General features: G+C 52.5%; 21 protein-coding genes. 2 read left to right on the top strand and 19 right to left on the bottom strand.

Features of this window, described 5'->3' with window-relative positions:
- The first annotated feature begins 318 nt into the window (after positions 1-318).
- Positions 319-798 (top strand): hypothetical protein, encoded by a 480-nt coding sequence (locus AACW75_RS09085; protein WP_237297724.1) that lies wholly within the window; start codon positions 319-321, stop codon positions 796-798.
- Between the two features lie 292 nt (positions 799-1090).
- On the opposite strand, the gene AACW75_RS09090 is transcribed toward AACW75_RS09085, so the two are convergent.
- Complete coding sequence (locus tag AACW75_RS09090) at positions 1091-1678, bottom strand: hypothetical protein (protein ID WP_237297725.1); 588 nt, start codon at positions 1676-1678, stop codon at positions 1091-1093.
- A 195-nt stretch (positions 1679-1873) separates the two neighbouring features.
- Between AACW75_RS09090 and AACW75_RS09095 the strand changes: the two genes are divergently transcribed.
- Positions 1874-2122, top strand: coding sequence for a hypothetical protein (locus tag AACW75_RS09095; RefSeq protein WP_019825406.1), 249 nt, complete (start codon positions 1874-1876; stop codon positions 2120-2122).
- A gap of 17 nt (positions 2123-2139) precedes the next feature.
- Here the strand turns inward: AACW75_RS09095 and AACW75_RS09100 are convergent, their stop codons facing one another.
- The 18 genes from AACW75_RS09100 to AACW75_RS09185 form a co-directional block, all read right to left on the bottom strand.
- Positions 2140-3732: a conjugal transfer protein TraG N-terminal domain-containing protein gene (locus AACW75_RS09100; protein ID WP_237297726.1), complete on the bottom strand. Its 1593-nt coding sequence runs from the start codon at positions 3730-3732 to the stop codon at positions 2140-2142.
- The gene (locus AACW75_RS09105; protein WP_102425263.1) at positions 3726-4010 is read right to left on the bottom strand and encodes a hypothetical protein; all 285 of its coding nucleotides are present in this window, start codon (positions 4008-4010) and stop codon (positions 3726-3728) included. Before AACW75_RS09105 ends, AACW75_RS09100 begins: the two co-directional genes overlap by 7 nt.
- Before the next feature lie 3 nt (positions 4011-4013).
- Complete coding sequence (locus tag AACW75_RS09110) at positions 4014-5321, bottom strand: integrating conjugative element protein (RefSeq protein WP_237297727.1); 1308 nt, start codon at positions 5319-5321, stop codon at positions 4014-4016.
- Positions 5321-6292 (bottom strand): TIGR03756 family integrating conjugative element protein, encoded by a 972-nt coding sequence (locus tag AACW75_RS09115; RefSeq protein WP_136985438.1) that lies wholly within the window; start codon positions 6290-6292, stop codon positions 5321-5323. Before AACW75_RS09115 ends, AACW75_RS09110 begins: the two co-directional genes overlap by 1 nt.
- Before the next feature lies 1 nt (position 6293).
- A complete protein-coding gene (locus AACW75_RS09120) occupies positions 6294-9020 on the bottom strand; it encodes a conjugative transfer ATPase (RefSeq protein ID WP_237297728.1) in 2727 nt (908 codons plus the stop codon).
- Complete coding sequence (locus tag AACW75_RS09125) at positions 9020-9448, bottom strand: TIGR03751 family conjugal transfer lipoprotein (RefSeq protein WP_237297729.1); 429 nt, start codon at positions 9446-9448, stop codon at positions 9020-9022. The genes AACW75_RS09120 and AACW75_RS09125 overlap by 1 nt, the downstream gene beginning before the upstream one ends.
- Positions 9435-10901, bottom strand: a complete 1467-nt coding sequence (locus tag AACW75_RS09130) for a TIGR03752 family integrating conjugative element protein (RefSeq protein WP_237297730.1) — start codon at positions 10899-10901, stop codon at positions 9435-9437. Before AACW75_RS09130 ends, AACW75_RS09125 begins: the two co-directional genes overlap by 14 nt.
- Before the next feature lie 2 nt (positions 10902-10903).
- A complete protein-coding gene (locus AACW75_RS09135; protein WP_339385030.1) occupies positions 10904-11764 on the bottom strand; it encodes a TIGR03749 family integrating conjugative element protein in 861 nt (286 codons plus the stop codon).
- A complete protein-coding gene (locus AACW75_RS09140) occupies positions 11761-12417 on the bottom strand; it encodes a PFL_4703 family integrating conjugative element protein (RefSeq protein WP_237297731.1) in 657 nt (218 codons plus the stop codon). Before AACW75_RS09140 ends, AACW75_RS09135 begins: the two co-directional genes overlap by 4 nt.
- A gap of 12 nt (positions 12418-12429) precedes the next feature.
- Complete coding sequence (locus AACW75_RS09145; protein WP_237297732.1) at positions 12430-12762, bottom strand: DUF3487 family protein; 333 nt, start codon at positions 12760-12762, stop codon at positions 12430-12432.
- Positions 12762-13106: a TIGR03745 family integrating conjugative element membrane protein gene (locus AACW75_RS09150; protein WP_237297733.1), complete on the bottom strand. Its 345-nt coding sequence runs from the start codon at positions 13104-13106 to the stop codon at positions 12762-12764. The genes AACW75_RS09145 and AACW75_RS09150 overlap by 1 nt, the downstream gene beginning before the upstream one ends.
- Positions 13103-13345 (bottom strand): TIGR03758 family integrating conjugative element protein, encoded by a 243-nt coding sequence (locus AACW75_RS09155; protein WP_237297734.1) that lies wholly within the window; start codon positions 13343-13345, stop codon positions 13103-13105. Before AACW75_RS09155 ends, AACW75_RS09150 begins: the two co-directional genes overlap by 4 nt.
- Entirely contained in the window at positions 13338-13640 is a 303-nt protein-coding gene (locus tag AACW75_RS09160; RefSeq protein WP_102300518.1) for an integrative conjugative element protein, RAQPRD family, read from the bottom strand. Before AACW75_RS09160 ends, AACW75_RS09155 begins: the two co-directional genes overlap by 8 nt.
- Before the next feature lie 162 nt (positions 13641-13802).
- Positions 13803-14450 carry a DUF4400 domain-containing protein gene (locus AACW75_RS09165; protein ID WP_237297735.1) on the bottom strand — a complete coding sequence of 216 codons (648 nt, stop codon included), beginning with the start codon at positions 14448-14450 and terminating at the stop codon, positions 13803-13805.
- Positions 14451-14471: 21 nt separating this feature from the next.
- Positions 14472-14963, bottom strand: a complete 492-nt coding sequence (locus tag AACW75_RS09170) for a hypothetical protein (protein ID WP_237297736.1) — start codon at positions 14961-14963, stop codon at positions 14472-14474.
- A gap of 1 nt (position 14964) precedes the next feature.
- Positions 14965-17109 carry a type IV conjugative transfer system coupling protein TraD gene (gene traD / locus AACW75_RS09175; protein WP_237297737.1) on the bottom strand — a complete coding sequence of 715 codons (2145 nt, stop codon included), beginning with the start codon at positions 17107-17109 and terminating at the stop codon, positions 14965-14967.
- Positions 17106-17300 (bottom strand): hypothetical protein, encoded by a 195-nt coding sequence (locus tag AACW75_RS09180; protein WP_237297738.1) that lies wholly within the window; start codon positions 17298-17300, stop codon positions 17106-17108. Before AACW75_RS09180 ends, traD begins: the two co-directional genes overlap by 4 nt.
- Positions 17290-17478, bottom strand: a complete 189-nt coding sequence (locus AACW75_RS09185; RefSeq protein WP_017108830.1) for a hypothetical protein — start codon at positions 17476-17478, stop codon at positions 17290-17292. The genes AACW75_RS09180 and AACW75_RS09185 overlap by 11 nt, the downstream gene beginning before the upstream one ends.
- Positions 17479-17486: the final 8 nt, after the last annotated feature.

Consider the following 17486-nt stretch of genomic DNA (forward strand, 5'->3'; position numbering starts at 1 on the left):
AGGTTCTTAGGGAGACGGCACTTGGTAACAAGTGTCGTCCACCCGACAGACATCATTTAAATCAAATACTCTAAATCTTACGACCACCAAGTCATTTTGTGGTTATGCTCCCTTGCTTTCCCCTCCTGCTCTTATTGCGAAAGCTGGCATGTCACGTATAAGGAAGAGTGATTTTTATTATGGTAAATGTCTTTATTGTCAATAGATTTTTATCATTTGCGCTTGTCATTTATCCGACGCATATCATAAAAAACATGGTCAAGCACAAGATGGGGTGTGGCAAGATGGTTTTATCGTAACTCCCTAATTTGAGGCTTGATGAGTCAACACAATGATATCCAGTTAAGGCGCCGTATTGAGCGTATTCTAGAGCGCCATCCTAACGCCTCGTCGTTGGCGGTTCGCCAGCGTTTGATAGTCGATGTCAAACCTACTCACTTTTATTTCCACTTAATCCCTTTCTATGATCAGGACCGCATCGATGACAGTTCTGATATACAGCGTGAGCTTGATAAAATGATGGCTATGCATCTAGGGTTGAGTGTCATAGCGAGAACCCTGTCAACAAAGCCCTATAATTATCGTCAGATAGAGCGGGCGTTACTTAAGTTGACGTTAAACTTTAATCACACAGAACAAGCCCTGCTTTGTAAAATCGTGCATTTTGGGCATGATATGACGAAAGACGAGCATCATAAGTCTAAGATGGTTATGCACTTGCAAAAGCTTGGGCACCGCTTACCCGACATTTTTCTGATCTTACGGCAAAGTACCAGAGTTGAAATTATTGACCGTTAATCTTTAAATTATCAGTCAGTTGTGCAGTATTTGCGAGTGCCTCAGCAATGTCGCGATATCAATGATATTGGTGCTTGCGAAGGGTTCATTGGATTTTGCACAATGACTTGTGCGGCTTTTCGAGCTGTGGGTTAAAGTGAGCGCATTGAGTACAGCTATAGGGACGTACAAGGATGTGAGAAGCCGCCTATAACAATATTATGTTGGTGTATGCCTACCTGCAGAATGCAAGACAACTATTTTTGAGACTCACGAAACACGACGAATAAGGCAATAACAGACCCCTCGATATTCATTCGTAACTTGCCATTTTCCTTGTCGTGCCTGTGAAGCTGTCTGATACTTCGATGCGCTTCATTTCGATGTTCATGGTTGGTTCGAGTTTTTTAAGGCGCGCTATGTCACTGGCGATGCGCTTACAGCCTAAAAACAGAATGCCATCGAGTGGTGTTATGACCTCTCCAGCCTTGAGGCAATCAACGAGAGAAGTGCCTGATAGTGGTGTTTTTATCCCATCAACGTAGCGGGTTGCCACAAAATCATTCGTATAACGGATTTCTCTTGGCAACATTTGTTCGCTTTTGGCGTAAATCATCCCGCTTTGTTTACCATTAATGACGCGATGTTCTTTATACACTCGGGTTTCTTCACCGATGATGGCCATGGCTTGTGGTGCTCGGGTGATGAGTAAGCGAAAAGGCAGATCTTCACTTGTGATGTAATCGACAAGGTTAAATGCTAATCTTGCTCTAGCGACCTCTCCGAGTGGTTTGTCACGACAGATTTGTCGAACCTGACCCCACTGACTGGTCAGGCGAGCGCTTTCTTTATCGCTTCTAACTTTAACTTGCTGAATGTCATAGTGAATGGTCTTTGCCATGGTTGACTTGCCTTCCGTTTTTTTCGTCGAATTCCAACTTAACATTATGTTTTTATAACACATTAAAACAGTTATCCACAAAAATTGGGCGTAACCTGTGTGAAAATCAGTCAAGCTTAATATTCGATTTGCAACCGCCTGCATAAAGGCGTAATCTGATGGTAATTTAACCGTATTGAGTCAAAAGAGGCCGAAATGTTAGCATTTCTAAAAAAATGGCGTCAGGCATACCGAGATGAGAAAGGTGATCGTCTGCATGCTGAGGTAGAAGCTGAGCGTGATGCCCTTCTTAGTAGTACAACTATGTCATTTGAAGAGGTGAATGAAGCTTTAGTAACTAAACCTACACTAGATAAGTCTATGTCATGGAAGGAAGCTTTCTTCAAAGCTCACAGTGATTGTACTTTATACGAGGAAGAGCAAGCGTATTATAAAAAATCATAATTGCTTGCTCTTCTCTTTTATTTCATCTTATTTCCTAGTGTGCCTATTAGTCTATCTGATCCTTTTTGAGCTGCATCTCCAACTTTGGTCATAGCACTATCCATCGACACCCCATTCACGCGATAACTGGCGTAACCTAATACCCCAAACCATATCACGGGCACCACCACGTAAAACGTGATCATCACAAACGCTAATATCGAATCATCCATGCTGTTGATCGTGCCGGTTATCGGATTAAAGTTGTCATGCATGGAATACACCGCCTCCAAAAGCTTACTGTCCAGACTTCGACACAACTCCCACCAAAACGTTAAGAACAGCAATCCGGTATAAGACAATGACAGCGACATCAGCGTCATCATCGAATAGTTACTGACCGTTAACACTATCGGACTCGCAATCACCACCACAATGAGCAGCAAAGACTGCAGCATCGGCATCGCCTCTCGCACAATGAAGTAAGCCGGGCCTGTGAAGATATGCCCAATTTGTAAGCCTGCCCAGCCTGCCGCGCTATTCCAAACTTCTCTGACTTGGTGATCGAGTGTTTTATCAAGCACCTGGCCATAGCCACGAACAATGCGGCCACTGGTCGATTGATTTTCAACACTCAACACGCGCTGAACTAGCATGTTCGCCTTATCGGCAGGTGTGACTTCAGAGCCCATTATTTTTGAGAAAAAGCCATCATAGTCCAGCACGTCATGAATCAATTCAGGGTTGGTGTCTTCAATGTGATTGAACAAGCGCCACAACAAGCCGGCGCGCTGGCCATCACTGCGACCGCCTTGAGTGCTGTCCCACCATTCATCACACATTGGGTACGCGGCGCTGGTATCAACCGCTGTGCGGCGATACTTCTGTTGCACCGGATCGTCTCGCTCTGCGTTGTACGGGAAGTTGAACACGATGTGTTCAGCTTGTAAGCCATTATAGGTGGTCTCTGGCGCGGCCAGATTATAGCCAAGGAAGTATGAACCCCCAATCCAATTGGCATTATCAAAGTCGTTTTGACTCACTCGCTCTTTACGCGCCGCCGCCTTCATCATCAGGCGTGCTCGCGTATAACACTGCTCGTAGAAGTCTTGAGTTTCTTGTCTGAGCTGTTCGCTCTTAATGTCGATTTGAGAGAGTTTTAGCATGCTGCGCTCGACATCGTAGTGACACGGCACCGAGGAGACCGCTGCGTTGGTCAGTCCTTGTGAAATACTGTGCCAGAGCACCCACCATATCGGGGCATGAACCAATTCCCCATTTAACGAGCTTTGGTCGCTGTTGGTCGCCCCGCTGCTGATACCCACGCCGCACGACTCGCTGGCGTTTTGGTCCATGACGAGCGTGTTGACGTTGACTGGGTACATCGGTATTACGGCAAAAAAGCACACTAATCCGGCCAACATCAGTTTGACCTCGGTGCGGTTCATGCTCAGCAGGCCCTTGTTGCCTTCATCTTCGCCCTCTTGAGCGACATCAAACCACACTTGGAACACAATGACGGCCAGCATAAAGACAATCAGTCCAGTTTGATTCAATATCATGAAGATTTTGCCGGAGATTTGCCAGCTGGTCAGCGTCAGCAAGACGGAAAGGGGATCGTTGACTACCATGAGAAGGCTCCTAAATCGACGTATTGGGTGAGTAAGATGAGTTCGTTAAGCATGAGGGCAAGCGCGATACCAAAGGCGTAACGCTTAGCCCGCCACAGTGCGAGACCGTAGATGACTATGCGCAGTGCGACCATATACCAGGCGTATGCGCTGCTTGATAGCGTGTCCCCGTCCAGTGAAAAAGCCAGTGCGCTGGCGACGAGCAAGCACAAAAGCAGTGTGATGACGTGGCGACTTCGGCGCCACCGGTTTTGAGGTCGGGCTGTTGAGGTGTTCATATATTATTCTCCATCCTTGTCATAAGAGTTGTCATATCGGTCTTTGTCTAAAAAGACCGAGTCGGATTTGGGTGTTTGCGGGATAACTTGTGGTCTTTGGTAGCGGTAGTCATCCACCACCGCTTGGGCGGTGCGGGTGCCTATTTGTTGTCTGACCTCGGCTTCGTAGCGCAGCATGTCAATCTCGCGCTCAAGACGAGCAATTGAGTTGTCGATGTCTTTTTGCGCCGTGGCGTGCTGAGCAATATTGACTTCGTACTTGCCCGTCAGCAGCGCGCGGCGGGCGTACAGGGCTTTTTCAATCGCTTGAGAGAGTGCGAGCTCACTGGCAATGCGCGATACGGTGTTGTTGTCCACTTCTCGCTCGGTAAGTGCTTCAATCAGTGTTTTAGGAAAGTGCTCGGTCTCTTTGTTCTCTGCGATGGCGCCTCGAAGCTCACTTTCTAACGTGGTGCTCACTTCCGTTACCTCTTGAGACAGGCCAATCCCTGGCGTGGCCTCGGTTCGGCTTTTGTCCATGCCGGTTTGCACCGACTGGCTACCAATCACTTGAGACACCCACTCACTCATTGTCTCTTCACTGTCCCAATAGCGATAAAGGCCTTGGTGGCTTTCTTTTTGCGATTCATCAGACAATAAGGTGAAGCCGGCGCGCGTCGCATCCGTGGTGGCGTTGATGGCCGGTTGGTTGCGACCGCCGTATTTGGCGCCGCCCACCCAGGTCACCCCAGAATCGCCCATATCGTCTTGCACTTCTTGTTTGGCTCTGATGGCGTCGCCACTTTTTACGGCATTGGTCCACGCCTGCGCGCGGGCAAGTGTTGCGTAAGCCTTATCGGTGTTCATCTCGCCCATGGTGTCGACCATGGCCTCACACGAACTGCTGGCGTCGTCAAAATCGAACTTGCCTTGCAGTACGCCGTTGGTCATCAAATCGTAAAGCCCGGGGTCTTTTTTCTGCAGGTAGTAGCCTGGCAGGCTCAGCACCGCCGAGGTGGCATTAGTGAGCATATCGCCCATCATGTCCTGAAACCCTTCGGTCACGCCGTTGAGCTGATTTTCAACAGTGACCGATGGGTCTAACATCCCGCACTGCAGGTTCATGTCCCAACCGACGCCAAGGGCGGTGGGGCTGATGCGCTCTTGTCTGGCGGGCAGTGCGATGACCGGCCCGCCGCCTAGGGTGTAGTGAAGAACGCTGTCGTTATCGGCTTTGAGGCTTACGTTCGTGCCTATCGAACTGTGTGCGCTGGCGCTCATCAATAGGGGGAGCAGTAATGCCGCTTTGAGCGGCCAAATATGGGTCATCATTATTCTCCAAAGTGGGCAATCAGCGTGCTACCACGACGCTGACAGCCTTTGTATAGGCGCCATGCAGCCCAGACGTACTGGTCGTCTGAGGCGATGTGCGGCGCGTAAGGGTCGTAAGGCGTTAAGCTGTCATCAAACTGTGGCCAGACAGTCGCATCGGTTTGCGCTATCGGCGACAGCATTTGCCAAGCGGTCTCTTCGTTATTGGGTTTAACGGGCCCCGGTGGCCAAAAGCCTGGGTGCGCCGTTGGGGTAAAAGGTTGATACACACGGCCTTCGCCCATTCGAGTCACCACATGCAGCGCGCGAAAGGCGGTCAGCGCTGCGGATTTAAACGAATGGCGCTGCAAGACAAAGCCGCCACGCGGATAGACATCCCCAAAGTTACCAAGCGCATCGGTCAGTGGGTTCCACGTTTGAGTGGACAATATGTCTGGCAGGTTGTAGCGCCAACCGAGCGGGTCAAGGCTTGATAAATAATGCGGCATGAGCGGCGTCGCTTGACTTGATAGGGAGTAGCCAAAGCTTGCGAGCAGTGAGAAAATCGTCTGCCCGCCTGGGTGGCCGATGACGTCGCTGTTGTAAAAACGCATCGAGGTATTATCCAGACCTTGCACGCTGCGACGCGCGCTGTGGCCGCCGTTCTCAGAATAGGCATTGTCTGGTGACATCCAAGCGGTGTCTTGCCAAGGCGCCTCCCCGGTTTCGGGGTAGCTCATCACCACAAAATCGGGCAAGCGGTGTTTGACCTTAATCGAGGTGTCGGTGGAGCATCCCGCTGGGGTGCAGGTCATCCACACGCAGGCCCCAATCACTTCGTAATCCAAGCACTCAGGGCAGGCGGCGCTGGCGATGACCTCGGCGGTGGTGACCTCCTGACTTATGGCAGAGGCCGCGCACAGACATGAGCCTAGAATACTCAAACCTAGCCCTCGCTTGAGTGATTTGTGTATGAGTAAGGTGAGGCTCATCTTATTCCTCTCCCAGATAGTCAAGCCGGGCCTGTTCGATGTCTTTGGCCTTGATCAGCGCCGCATCGAGCTCACTGATGCCGTGCAAGTCCATGAGGGTTTGGCGTTTTCTTTTCGCTGGACCATCGGTTTCACCCAGTGCCAGGTAGAGCGCAGGCGGCACAATGCAAAAGCGCTGCATTAGGGTGTTGTCCATGCCGGTGATGACGCCTTCTTTGTATTTGTGCTTTTCCGATTGCATCGAACGGATGAGGTTTTTCTCGGCCTCGGAGAGTTTTTTAAACGATTCAAGGTGACTGAGTTCGTCCTCTGGCATGTTGAGCATCACCCACCACTCAGCGTTGTTGAGCATCTTGCGTGCAATGGCCGGGAAATCGGCTAAATCTTGGGTTGCCAGCCAAAACCATGCGCTGAGTTTTCGCCACATCTTGACGATTTTGACGGCGTAAGGGGCGAGTAGCTCATTGGTGACAATCAGGTGGGCTTCATCGGTCAGGGTGACAATGTCACGCCCAGAGTATTGGTCGCGCTCCGCAATGCCGTTGATGCGGTTAATCAAAGAGATGTACGCGGCGGCCATTTGCGCTTCATACCCGGTTTTGGCGTAGAGGCCTAGGTCAATGATGGTCACATCCGCCTCTGGCCAGTGCTCGGCTTCTTGGTTGAAGATTTGCCCTTCTAGACCATCACAGAAAAAGGCCATCGCTTCGCTCATTAGGCGGGCGCGTGCTTGGCGGGGCTCGGGTCTATTCGGATCTTGACTAAAACGCTCTAGCGCGTCTTTGATGTGCTCTGGGCGCACTTGTTCGCCCGTGGGATGGCAATGCTCTGCGGCTTCTTTAATCGCATCACGCACCATCGACGAGTCGGCGCGGCGATAATCGTCCATCTCGCGCTGCTCACCGCCGGTTATCATCAGCCTTGCCATGATTTCCAGCTCGCCTAAGATGTCCCGCGCTTCATCGTCTGGCGAATCGCTGTCATTAAGATGTTCAATGTCCAACGCTTTCTCGTCACTGACGTGAGGCACGGCTTGGCCGACCAAGTGTTTGGCATCGGCAAACGGCGCCATAAGGCCTTTAGAATGAGCGCTCACCTGAACGCGGTTGACCGATAGCCCCAAACGTTCACAGTACTGTCCCAGCAACCCAAAACTGTTGCCGGCTTCGATGATGAACAGCCTTGGGCGATGAATCGCCAGCAGGCGTAAACACATGCCCACTAAGGTCGCGGATTTGCCTGAGCCAGAGGGCCCAAATAGATTGAGGTGCGCATTAGAGAGTTGGTCTCTCAGCGGATCGACGCCGAAGAGCTCTCCGCCTCGGTTGAAAAATTGGAAAGCTTCACTGCCGGTGCCGGTTGCGCGGCCAAACAGAGGTGAGAGCGAGAGCATGTCTTCCAGCCACACCCAGCCGCAGTACCACAGTTTGTCGTCGTGCTCGGGATGGTAGTTCATCGGTAGCCAGCGAAGGTAACTGTCCAGCGGCGACTCTTGGTCGCTGTTTTTGACAAAGCGCAGCGACAGATCGCGATTGTTGAATATTGCGCGCAGCGACTCTGTGCGGCCCTCTATTTCACTGACGCTCTCCCCTTGCACGTAGAACGCCAGTTGACCGCGCCACAGTGGATGCTTTTCAACTAGGGTGGTAAAGCTGTCGCAGGTATCTCGAATGACTTCTAATTCCGTTTCTTCCCCCACCGCCGCTTCTCGAACGGTGCGAAGGCGCGCTCTGGCCTGCGCCTTACTTTGCGCGACTAAGGTCATGGCCATCATGGTGCCGGTAGGTAACTCATCGAACAGGACGTGTTGTGGGCGCTTTTCGCCTTTGTCGATGGCCTCATCCCCTATGACCTCCCCAAATACGGCCCCCGCTAAAAAGGATTCATTATCCCAAGTGTCGAGCTCCATCACGCGCGTGGCGATGGGTTTCTCCCCCTCAAACCACCATAAGCCGTTTTCAACGTCTGAGCGCACCCCGCTTCTTAGCAGTCGCTCGGAGAAATCTTGGTCAATAAAGCTGCGTGGCGGGCGATAACGCAGGGTTTCGCCCGCAATGCCAGAGGGATTAAAAAAGGGACTGAGCCAAGCGTGGATACTCTCGCCTGAGCTAGCCTTGATGCCCACCCCTAAATCTTTAAACGTGCTCGGGGATAACAGGCGGCGCCTTAGGCTCTTTAAGGTGCGAAGGTTGTTTTTTTGCAGTGTTTCACTGGCGTCTTCGGGGAGCCAGCGATAAATAGCGAGACGAACTTGACGCTCGCGGGCGCGCCATGGGCGACCATCCACCGCAAAGATACCTTGCTCTCGCCCTATCAGTTCGAAATGGCGGCGGTCTTCATCGAGTACCGCGCGGGTGAATGCATCATCAACGCGCGCACGGTTTAGTAACGTCTCATGGGCATCCTCAAATCGGTCGACATCACGGGCAAACAACTGCACCACCCACGGGTTCTCTTCGTCAATCAAGGCGGTGAGGGTGTGCGCGACACTTGAGACCACCCGCTCAAGCTGCGCTTGTGTTTTGTCTTCCGTGACCAGCGGTGTAATATCAAAAAACAGCCCCATCGAACGACCGTCTTCCAGTTGCACCAGACCTTTATTGCTGATTTCAATCCAAGGCAGTTTGGCCGCAAACGACGGCGGTACGCTGTAATCTATTGGTGGGGCTTCCAACTCTTTACCTTCGGTAAAAAAGTGGGTGATGGCATGACGCATTTTTTTCAACATTACCAATGCTCCTTAGGCAGATTCGCCGGACTGTCTAGGGGCGCGGCGTAATGCACGCGCTCATACAAGGGAAAGACGGTGCTGTATCCAGGTACCGGCAGCGCGCCCGATTGATGCGGCAGAACATAGAGCACCACATCGGGATTGGGTAGCCTTGGAAAAACGTTGGTCGCTTCACGCCAGCTGTCTCGGGTGTAGTCGCTTTGGCGCTGCGCCAATGTGGTCATATCAAGAGGCACGCGCAGCTCGCCTTGCGTTTGGCTGAGCGCATCACCGCCTTGTCCAACACTTTGACCACCGCCCGACATTTGGTTGTGCCACACTTGCTCTGAGCTCGTTTGGGGTCTGGGTAAAGTGTCGTCTTGCGACGTTGAGCAGCCGAATAATCCGAGCAGGCTCAATGCGCTGATAAGGTTACGGTAATTCATACGTCGCTCCTTGGGTTTGAGTGTTGTAACGCACGCGAACAGGGATAGCGGGGGCGCGCAGTGTCACGGGTTTTCGAAGGTGAATGCTGGCTTTGGTGCCAGGTGGGGTGTACACCACATCAAAGCTTGAGCCCATGCGCGCCTCAATAAACTCTGAAACGGTGCCCGTGAACGCTGCAGCAGACTCAGCGGCGGCGTTTTTCGCCGCATTGCCCGTCAAGGCTGAGGTACTGGTTGAGCCATCGACCGAAATGGTCTGTTGTGAAATCGCCACCGCATTGGCCGCTGCCGAGGCCGCGTCAAGCAATCCTTTGGTGGTGAGGTATTCAGGTGCATTCGAGATGCGCTCCCCGGTTAAGCACGGGTTGCCGTTGGGGTCGGCCAGAAAACCCAAATCCGTGGTTTTAATCGATGAACCATCGAAACCTGAATCCACCGCTTCCTCGTCTTCTGGGTAAGAGAGTATCGAGCCGTCCGCGCGAATAAAATCAATGGATTCGACCACGCCGCGCACACAAGACAAGCTCCAGTCGCCGGTGACCGTGCCCGTCACGATGGCCCCTTGGACATCCGGCAGGGTAAACCCACTGGCCATCAAGTTCTTACGCCCTAGAATCATCGAAAACGGATAAGGGTCGGTGACTTGGCCGTTCAAGGGAATGCGCCCCATCAGTGCGGTCATGCTGACTGCATCGGCCAACATGGTGCCGCGATGCAGGGTGTAGACTGGTATTCCGTCTTGTTGATTGGCATCAAATCGGCCGGTTTGGCGGGTAAACGCATCGTCCGCCGAGCTCAAGGCGTTTTTAACCGCTTGGGTGGCAGGCGTTACCCAGTTGCCCTCTTTGTCTTGAGTTGCATCCAGCGGCTCGGTCCAAACCCAGTTGTCTTGAGCTGCGCCCTGAGTCTCAATGGATGGGTGATAGCCGCCCGGCGCCGTGCCCACGGCCAGTCCCTGTCGTCCTGAATCAATGCCAAGGTCGTCATAAGAGACATCTATCACCTCACGCACTGGCGCTTGACGCACCTTGAGGTGGTCTCGGCTTTGACTGACTTTCTCTTCAATCGTACTTAATGACGAATTGAGCCTTTGGGCAAGCTGACTTAATTGGGTTTCAAGGGCTTTCACTTGTTCATTGTTTAGGGCTTGCTGATTTTCAACCTGAAGCTGCGTTTGCTTTAACGCGTCCGAGAGGGCTTTCTTTTCGGCTTCACTTTTTGAGTACGCGGCATTGAGCGTTCGAATGGTGTCGGTTGGGCTGTCATCAAACGCCTGCAGCACTTGAGCCTGGGTTTGTGACGTCGTCACGCTGACCGGAGTCGTGTCTTCGGTGGGCTCGACATTGGCTTCGATGTCTGACGGTTTTAAAACTGCAATGACCAGCACCGCGATAAAGCCGGTCGCGCCGATAAGCGCCGCCAGTCGTATGACGGGGTTTCCTTTATTTAACATCGCTACTCCCCTCCATGGTTAGGTAAATGGCTAGGTAAACGACTAGGCAGAAGGTATCCAGCCAGGGGCCCTGGCGTGACAATAAAGGCCGTCGCTTGGGCGGTGGGTGAGCCGGCGTTCCCGATTTCAGGATGGGAAAAGCTCACTGCGCAGCGCAGTGCAAAGCAGCGAGGACTGAGAGTAACGAGTCGTGGGTCGAGGGTTTCACGCTTTGATGCCTTATTGGTTAGGCTCACGGCGGTCACGACTTGATCGCCCAATTGCCAAGCCGCAATGGGCTTAGCATTCACTCGCCACTGACTGAATGCGCTCAGGCTGATATCACGAGGCAGTCCCATCGGCGCTCGCACCACGCCAGGTAGTGGTTCAATGGCGTGCGATGGGCTGTAAAGACTTTGTATGGCATAGCGCACCAACAAGGCTTGCGGCGCCATTTGGGGCTCAGTAGTAGAGCCCATCTGGCGGTCATTGCCTTTTGATTTACCGCCGGGCAAAACAATGTCAATCTGCGGCGGGGTAACCACGCCCGCTTTGGCGCTGACATCGAGCATCAAGCGCAATCCATCACTCAGGCGCATCACTTGAAGTCGAGTCAAATCAAAAGGCTCGGCAGCCGTGAGGTAAATTCGTCCTGCCAGTGACGTGACCGACAGATAAGGCGTTAAGTACGCCGGTTGCGCGATACGCACGTCGCTGCCCAATGCCAAGATGGTCTCTTGCCCTGGCGTAAGCACCACTTGCAGCGGGACGCCCTGCCACTCCATGGCGCGAGGCGTACTGGCCTTTGCATGAAGGTGAGTCATCAAACTCAGCAGCAGTGTCAGCCACAGTCCCCCACGTCTTTTCATCAGCGTTCGCATCATTGCTCTTTCTCCTGCGCTTCATTGAATTGAATTTCTCTTGCTGGGCCATCAAAACAATCAATGGCGAGCTTCCAAGGGTTGCGCTCGGCGTCAATGTCGTAACGCACAATGCGCAGTGGCCAGCGGATGAAGTTATGCTTGACTAAGGTGCCATCCACGTACTCTTTGAGCTCTAAATCGGCTTGCACTGTCCAGCTGTCACGGCTGTGCGTGGTGACGCGCCAATCTGAAAAGCCGTAACCGGGAATGGGCGCTAGACTGCGTTCGCGTCCCGACAACTCGCCTGTGCGGCGTTTGTTTTGAAAGTCTTGCGTTAAGAGCTTTATGCAGCTGGGCGTCAGGTAATCGGTGTAACGATGCAGGTTCTCGCTGTATTGCTGATTGCCATCGCTGGGCCATCGGTTAATCAGTCCAAATAGATTGACGGCAAAGTCATACACATTGGGCTTAGGCACTTCCCACCACGGGCGTGAGGAGCCTGAGCTTAGATCTGGCGGCGTGTGCACCGTGATGTCTTGACCGGCTTGATACCAGCCCCAAGTGGTGACCAGTGCTAGAGTGCTCATCATGGCAAGCGCGCCGCGTAGCGACCGGATGTGACTGTCTCGCCCGGCCAGTGAGGCGCGAAATCGACTTTTCGGTGGTTGACTCATGTTTTCTCCTTATCAGCCGATGCGTTTGCAGGCAAAGCGGCGCGCATCAACGTGATAGCGCTCAGGGTGAAACCAGCGCTCAAAGCGTTTGCTGGCGTAATGTTGGCAATGGTGCGTTTTGATGCGGCTGAGCTTTCGCATGAGGCTTTTGGGCAGTGCAAAAGCGCCGAGCGCCCCGAGCAGTAAGGCGGTGAGCAGAATGAGCGGCGCGCCAAACACCGCATACAGTGCTAATCCCAGCAATCCGGTAAGGGTCATGCATACGAGGACCAGTAACCCCATCTCCCCCATCGACAGACCTTTATAAAACGGGGGCATGACGTTTAAGGTTGAAGCGCTGTGCATTACACACCCTCCAAAATATCAAGGCCGTAGTTGAGCCCCCATACCGACAGCAGCAAAAGCACGGCGCCAATCACGCCGTCACTGAGTAGGTCTTTTTCGGTGGCTTGTTTCTCTTTGATTTTGCTGAATACATCCCAGATGTGACCCAGGAAATAGACAAAGCAGAAGGCAATGAAGATGCCGCCACCGTAAAGCAAGATGTCGTAGGCATAGGCGTAAATGAGCTCTAAGATGTTGTCACTGCCGCCCTGAGATGGGGTATTGTTAGTGGGGATGTCCGCCATCGCGCTCAGGCTGTGCAGCCAGGTGACGACAAAAAGAAAAAACACTCGAAGTTGGGTCATGTTGCGACTCCGTAATATAAAAACCATTGAAGGATGAGAAAGATAAACACGGCGCGAAAGACCAAGCGGCGAAACACCTCTTTGGTCACTTTTTTGTTTTTCATGCCGCGAAAGCCGCTCCAGAACACCCACAGCATCCAGAGCATCAGCAAGGCGCTGGTGAGGCCCGTTAACACCAATGCCAACGTATTGGCCTCAAACCCGGCGCCATGCTCGAAGGCTAAAAGGGGATCATTCATGAGGCGCCTGCGAAAGGTAGTCGCCGCCCAGTGGGGTGACAGGCTTTGGTGCGCTGCGCTCAGGGCGTAAATAGGCATCGATGCCCGCTTGAAGGGTGCGGATATCAAGGCGCAGCGCATCGTAATCAAACTGACGGGCGGCGCGATAATCGGCTTCGCGCTCAGCGCGCGTGATGAGGTAGTCGAGAGTGTTGAGCTGCGAAGAGACTAAAGCCAGCTCTCGCTGCTCGGTATCGACGTCGGCATACAGGTTAGGACTGAGCACGCTCAGACAGAATAAAAGTGGCCATTTCACGGTGTTGACTCCTAATTAGAAAGACGTCAACACGCTAGCAAAAAGGCAATGGAAAATACTCGATAGAAATACATTGGTGGATGTATTTTTAACGAGTATTAATTTCTAAAATTGTGATATAATTTTAGAAGGATTTATTCAGGCGTTAGTTAGGGTAATTCTTTAGAGGTACTTCTTATAGCTCGCCACACTGGTGCGAACCAGTAACCCTGTCATGCCTGCAGCAGGCAACAACACCAAGGTCGGAGATAGGGGCCAAATCCCAGGAATGAACAACCATAAGTAACCGGCCCCTATCATGGTCATAGAGACAGCTCGGCGCGCGTAGTAATGCGTGGTTTCGGTTTCACGCCCCACAAAGGCGGTGCGCCGCTGACGAGAGACCAGTCCATCAAAAGCCCCCAGAAAACTCGCCAGTAAGAACAAAGGCCAACTTAAAAAAAGCAGCGCGACACGAACAAACAGCGCAAGGGTGACATACACCACGCCGTGCCAATACACGTTCGCAAAAGCCAATGCCCCATCAAACTCAATACTGAGCAGTATCTCGATGCGTTGACTCAGTGCGTTCACCAGTCCCATCACCTTCGCCGCCAGATGCGGCTGATCGCTTTGCAGCAAGGTGATGTGCTCAACTAACACGGTTTTGGCGTGTTGCCCCGTCACTTGCCCCCAAAGTGGCGCAAACCACTCGATGAGTATCAACAGTACCCATATCCAAAAAAGATGCCCCAATGCCACGAAAGGCAGGCCATACCAAGGCGTCGGCTCCTCTCGCTTTACAGGTGGGTTCGGTGTTTTTTCTGCCACAAAGCCTCCTCATTGACCTTATCAGATAGCCACAGAGGCATCACTAAAAGGCGCGGTGGCCTTATCTGTCTTGAGCCTTGCGAGTGAAGGCAGCAAAGCAGCGGCTATTTTATCGAGGTAGGTTGGATTGTATTGAAGGACACTTCGAAGCCCAGCTAATACGTTATCCGCAACGGGGTGCGCAGAAAAATACATTTCAAGGGCGACCATGCGTGCACTGCACCCTTGCAGGTAATGTGGGGTATTCTTTTCAGTGATGTGACTTTCTAAAGCCGTCACCCACTCTGGTGCTTGTGGGTGATAAGAAGACAGCTTTTTCATGCTGTAATCGACATACAACTCATCAATGGCGGTGATGTAACGTAGGATTGTCGTCACTTCGGGCTTTTTATCAAGCGCGTCCAGCGCCTTGGCGATGAGGCTCATAAATTGCCAGGAAAAGGCTTTAAACGCATCATTGGTGATGTGGTTAGTGTGTTGATGGGCTTCTCTCTTCATCGGATTGACTTTCATTTCAGACTCCTGTGATTTTTTCTTCATCGAGCCCAAGGTAGGCGTTGTGCATCCATTTATTGAATTGCTCGGTGTCGTGCAACCAATCGTGTGTACTTTTGACCGATTGGCTTTTTTGGAGCATCCCATCGACTAAGGCTTGAATATTGTCGGGCAGTTCGAGGTCGCCCTCATTGCCTGGTAATGGAAAGCGGAGTTTCCAAATCTTGGCGCCTTCGAGTTCAGCGTAGGCTTGGCCAATGGGTAAATTGGTGATGTCGTTATCGCTGACCAGCAGCACCTCTTTATTTTGCAGGGTGTCTTTATTGCTTGAATGAAACCCGGTCTGACTGCCGGGCGCATCATTGGCGCCGGTGTCTGGCACAATGTCTTTGATGGTGACGGTCGCCATGCGTGAGGTGAGAATCTGCGCGGTCTTTTGCTCGCGAACCCGAAGGCATATCAAGCTGTTGAAGTTACCTTTGGTTTGCGCCGCTTTTGCGGGCGAGCCTAGACGTGCTTCTATATCGGATTCGGTTTGCGTGTAGGCGGTGACGACAAATTTAGCCCCGCGCGCTTTGTTGAGGATAGGAATGAACTCATCACCAATCAGCTCATTAAATTCATCCGCGTGTATCATGATGTTGCGAGGCTTGACCTTGGCAAAGCCCGGCGCGTTACCAAACTTATAAATCTCCCCCGCCAGCGAACATAGGTCAGCAAACATGGAGTTACCGAACGCAGCGGCCACCGTGGTATCAGAAAGCGCATCCAACCCCACGTACACCACGCCCCCTTGCATGATGACCTCGCGCCAATCGATGATGGGTCGCTCATCGGCAGGTGTATGCACCGGTGAGATGATTTCAGCGGTCTTACCGGTGCCGAGCTTTTCGAGCAAGGGCAGTAAGGAGGCCACAATTTTATCAAAGTAGGTTTTGTCGTATTGAATGGCACTTCGAAGTCCGGCCAATACATCGTCTGCAGCGGGGTGCGCGCCAAAATACATTTCAAGGGCGACCACACGTGCGCTTCGCCCCTGCAGGTGACGCGGGGTGTTTTTTTCGTTGACGTTACTTTCAAGCGCGGTCACCAATTCCGCTGCTTTTGGGTGGTAAGACGGCAGTTTTTTCACGCAGTAATCGACATAGAGCTCATCAATGGCGGTCACGTAGCGTTGGATAGCGGCCATATCGGGCTTTTTGCCGAGCGCATCCAAGGCTCTGGCAATGATGTTGACAAATCGCCACGCAAATTGTTTGAACGCGGCGCTGTTGCCGCCGCCGTCGAGCTGGCCAGAAACGCGGGTGGCCACTTCGGTAATACGGCCAAATCGCCCTACGGGAGAGTAGCGTCCACTTTGGTCTGAATACCCCAAGTGCAAGACATAAAACTCATCAAGGCGCCCCGCTCTCAAGCACTCAATGTACATGCGAAGCAGCATGTCGGCGTCCCCTTTAGGGTCAAACATCAACACCACATCGCCACGACGGATATCTTGCGTCACTAAGAGTTCAGCGAGGCGCGTCTTACCGACCCCGGTTGTACCCAGGACTAAGGTGTGCCCCGCTCTCGCGCTGCTCGGCAATAAACAATCGACCTCTTCATCAAGACCGATGCCGTGCATTCGAGAGTCGCCCCCAACCGGGGGTAACGGTTTCACCGGGTTGATGGCACTAAGAAAGGCATTGATGATACCCCAGCCTTTACCGGCTCTGGCTATTACACGTTTCCCAGACCAAAAGCGCTCTATCCATTTTCCCTCGTACTTGGCCTCCATGGCGCGGGCAAAGCGGTAGAGTTTAGACGGTGTGACGTAACGCTCTGCCCAGATTTGGCGCGTATCATAAAGACGCTGAGCATGGCGTGGAAGGACTAAGAAGCCTTTACCAAGAAAGAGTTTGTTTTGATACACCGGCATGTCATCGGAGTTCATCGCCCAATAGGGCATGCGAAGTAATCGCTTGCGATACCCAAGCACGGAAAGCCCTTGCTTAAGGCGAATCAGCGCGCACAAGCCAAGGCAAAAACCGAGCGGGTGCGCGAAAACAGGGGCCAGCATGAACACTTGTGGGGCGATGACCACCACGATAGCGGCCATGCTAAACATGGCCGCGCTCAGAAGCTCATCAGCAGGGCGAAGCAGACCTTCGGCGTAACCACTCATTGCAAGGTCTCATCGTCTAGCGTCATCCCCCACTCTCGCTGCCAGGCGCAGCGCTCTTCGAGGATTTCAATGCGGCGCTTGACTTGATACGTCACTTTGTCTTTATTACTTCTCTTTTTAGCCGGCGGCAGCTCAAGGCGCTTTGGAGGTAAGCAGCGCTGGGCAAAGGGGTTGTCACTGTTAATGCTCATCATCGTCTCCTTGAGGTTTTAATAGCATCATTAAAGCGCGCTCAGGACTTACGTTGTGCGCCTGGCTTTGCTGGGCGAGTGCCAGAATCACCGGCGTCAGCGCCGCGCTTTCCAGAACTTGATGGGTGGTGTTAATCGCGCGTTGAATGTCGGCATAAGATAAAGCGTGGGTCGGCATGGGCGCTG

Source organism: Vibrio sp. L3-7 (assembly GCF_963898195.1).
Classification (GTDB): Bacteria; Pseudomonadota; Gammaproteobacteria; order Enterobacterales; family Vibrionaceae; genus Vibrio; species Vibrio echinoideorum.

Bases quoted from the DNA above. Each gene is read 5' to 3' on its own strand.
- AACW75_RS09140 (WP_237297731.1), bottom strand. From the start codon at position 12,417: ATGAGTCAACCACCGAAAAGTCGATTTCGCGCCTCACTGGCCGGGCGA.
- AACW75_RS09120 (WP_237297728.1), bottom strand. From the start codon at position 9,020: ATGTTGAAAAAAATGCGTCATGCCATCACCCACTTTTTTACCGAAGGT.
- AACW75_RS09135 (WP_339385030.1), bottom strand. From the start codon at position 11,764: ATGATGCGAACGCTGATGAAAAGACGTGGGGGACTGTGGCTGACACTG.
- AACW75_RS09150 (WP_237297733.1), bottom strand. From the start codon at position 13,106: ATGACCCAACTTCGAGTGTTTTTTCTTTTTGTCGTCACCTGGCTGCAC.
- AACW75_RS09085 (WP_237297724.1), top strand. From the start codon at position 319: ATGAGTCAACACAATGATATCCAGTTAAGGCGCCGTATTGAGCGTATT.
- AACW75_RS09125 (WP_237297729.1), bottom strand. From the start codon at position 9,448: ATGAATTACCGTAACCTTATCAGCGCATTGAGCCTGCTCGGATTATTC.
- AACW75_RS09155 (WP_237297734.1), bottom strand. From the start codon at position 13,345: ATGAATGATCCCCTTTTAGCCTTCGAGCATGGCGCCGGGTTTGAGGCC.
- AACW75_RS09110 (WP_237297727.1), bottom strand. From the start codon at position 5,321: ATGATGACCCATATTTGGCCGCTCAAAGCGGCATTACTGCTCCCCCTA.
- AACW75_RS09170 (WP_237297736.1), bottom strand. From the start codon at position 14,963: ATGAAAGTCAATCCGATGAAGAGAGAAGCCCATCAACACACTAACCAC.
- AACW75_RS09105 (WP_102425263.1), bottom strand. From the start codon at position 4,010: ATGAACACCTCAACAGCCCGACCTCAAAACCGGTGGCGCCGAAGTCGC.
- AACW75_RS09100 (WP_237297726.1), bottom strand. From the start codon at position 3,732: ATGGTAGTCAACGATCCCCTTTCCGTCTTGCTGACGCTGACCAGCTGG.
- AACW75_RS09180 (WP_237297738.1), bottom strand. From the start codon at position 17,300: ATGAGCATTAACAGTGACAACCCCTTTGCCCAGCGCTGCTTACCTCCA.
- AACW75_RS09130 (WP_237297730.1), bottom strand. From the start codon at position 10,901: ATGTTAAATAAAGGAAACCCCGTCATACGACTGGCGGCGCTTATCGGC.
- AACW75_RS09145 (WP_237297732.1), bottom strand. From the start codon at position 12,762: ATGCACAGCGCTTCAACCTTAAACGTCATGCCCCCGTTTTATAAAGGT.
- AACW75_RS09115 (WP_136985438.1), bottom strand. From the start codon at position 6,292: ATGAGCCTCACCTTACTCATACACAAATCACTCAAGCGAGGGCTAGGT.
- AACW75_RS09095 (WP_019825406.1), top strand. From the start codon at position 1,874: ATGTTAGCATTTCTAAAAAAATGGCGTCAGGCATACCGAGATGAGAAA.
- traD (WP_237297737.1), bottom strand. From the start codon at position 17,109: ATGAGTGGTTACGCCGAAGGTCTGCTTCGCCCTGCTGATGAGCTTCTG.
- AACW75_RS09185 (WP_017108830.1), bottom strand. From the start codon at position 17,478: ATGCCGACCCACGCTTTATCTTATGCCGACATTCAACGCGCGATTAAC.
- AACW75_RS09090 (WP_237297725.1), bottom strand. From the start codon at position 1,678: ATGGCAAAGACCATTCACTATGACATTCAGCAAGTTAAAGTTAGAAGC.